The organism is Staphylococcus sp. EG-SA-2, assembly GCF_017152085.1.
Genome location: NZ_JACYHC010000660.1, coordinates 1 through 2109 on the forward strand (window position 1 = coordinate 1; position 2109 = coordinate 2109).

Sequence of the window (2109 nt, forward strand, 5' to 3'; positions counted from 1 at the left end):
AATTACATTTTGGAGGAATTAAAAAATTATGAAAAAGCAAATAATTTCGCTAGGCGCATTAGCAGTTGCATCTAGCTTATTTACATGGGATAACAAAGCAGATGCGATAGTAACAAAGGATTATAGTGGGAAATCACAAGTTAATGCTGGGAGTAAAAATGGGAAACAAATTGCAGATGGATATTATTGGGGAATAATTGAAAATCTAGAAAACCAGTTTTACAATATTTTTCATTTACTGGATCAGCATAAATATGCAGAAAAAGAATATAAAGATGCAGTAGATAAATTAAAAACTAGAGTTTTAGAGGAAGACCAATACCTGCTAGAAAGAAAAAAAGAAAAATACGAAATTTATAAAGAACTATATAAAAAATACAAAAAAGAGAATCCTAATACTCAAGTTAAAATGAAAGCATTTGATAAATACGATCTTGGCGATTTAACTATGGAAGAATACAATGACTTATCAAAATTATTAACAAAAGCATTGGATAACTTTAAGTTAGAAGTAAAGAAAATTGAATCAGAGAATCCAGATTTAAAACCATATTCTGAAAGCGAAGAAAGAACAGCATATGGTAAAATAGATTCACTTGTTGATCAAGCATATAGTGTATATTTTGCCTACGTTACAGATGCACAACATAAAACAGAAGCATTAAATCTTAGGGCGAAAATTGATTTGATTTTAGGTGATGAAAAAGATCCAATTAGAGTTACGAATCAACGTACTGAAAAAGAAATGATTAAAGATTTAGAATCTATTATTGATGATTTCTTCATTGAAACCAAGTTGAATAGACCTAAACACATTACTAGGTATGATGGAACTAAACATGATTACCATAAACATAAAGATGGATTTGATGCTCTAGTTAAAGAAACAAGAGAAGCGGTTGCAAAGGCTGACGAATCTTGGAAAAATAAAACTGTCAAAAAATACGAGGAAACTGTAACAAAATCTCCAGTTGTAAAAGAAGAGAAGAAAGTTGAAGAACCTCAATCACCTAAATTTGATAACCAACAAGAGGTTAAAATTACAGTTGATAAAGCTGAAGAAACAACACAACCAGTGGCACAGCCATTAGTTAAAATTCCACAGGGCACAATTACAGGTGAAATTGTAAAAGGTCCGGAATATCCAACGATGGAAAATAAAACGTTACAAGGTGAAATCGTTCAAGGTCCAGATTTCCCAACAATGGAACAAAACAGACCATCTTTAAGCGATAATTATACTCAACCGACGACACCGAACCCTATTTTAGAAGGTCTTGAAGGTAGCTCATCTAAACTTGAAATAAAACCACAAGGTACTGAATCAACGTTAAAAGGTACTCAAGGAGAATCAAGTGATATTGAAGTTAAACCTCAAGCATCTGAAACAACAGAAGCATCACATTATCCAGCAAGACCTCAATTTAACAAAACACCTAAATATGTTAAATATAGAGATGCTGGTACAGGTATCCGTGAATACAACGATGGAACATTTGGATATGAAGCGAGACCAAGATTCAATAAGCCATCAGAAACAAACGCATACAACATAACGACAAATCAAGATGGCACAGTAACATATGGCGCTCGCCCAACACAAAACAAACCAAGCAAAACAAATGCATACAACGTAACAACACATGCAAATCGTCAAGTATCATATGGCGCTCGCCCGACACAAAACAAGCCAAGCAAAACAAATGCATATAACGTAACAACACATGCAAATGGTCAAGTATCATACGGAGCTCGCCCGACACAAAACAAGCCAAGCAAAACAAATGCATATAACGTAACAACACACGCAAACGGTCAAGTGTCATACGGAGCTCGCCCGACATACAAGAAGCCAAGTAAAACAAATGCATACAATGTAACAACACATGCAGATGGTACTGCGACATATGGGCCTAGAGTAACAAAATAAGTTTGTAACTCTATCCAAAGACATACAGTCAATACAAAACATTACGTATCTTTACAACAGTAATCATGCATTCTATGATGCTTCTAACTGAATTAAAGCATCGAACAATCGGAAGCATATTTCTAAATTATTTATTCATTATAGTCTTAAACATAACATGACCTAATATATTACTAACC

The 2109-nt window shown here is 33.7% G+C and carries 1 protein-coding gene; it reads left to right on the top strand.

Going from position 1 to position 2109, the window contains the following annotated elements:
- Positions 1 to 28: 28 nt before the first annotated feature.
- Positions 29 to 1930 (top strand): staphylocoagulase, encoded by a 1902-nt coding sequence (gene coa, locus IDG60_RS11900; RefSeq protein WP_206160733.1) that lies wholly within the window; start codon positions 29 to 31, stop codon positions 1928 to 1930.
- Positions 1931 to 2109 lie beyond the last annotated feature (179 nt).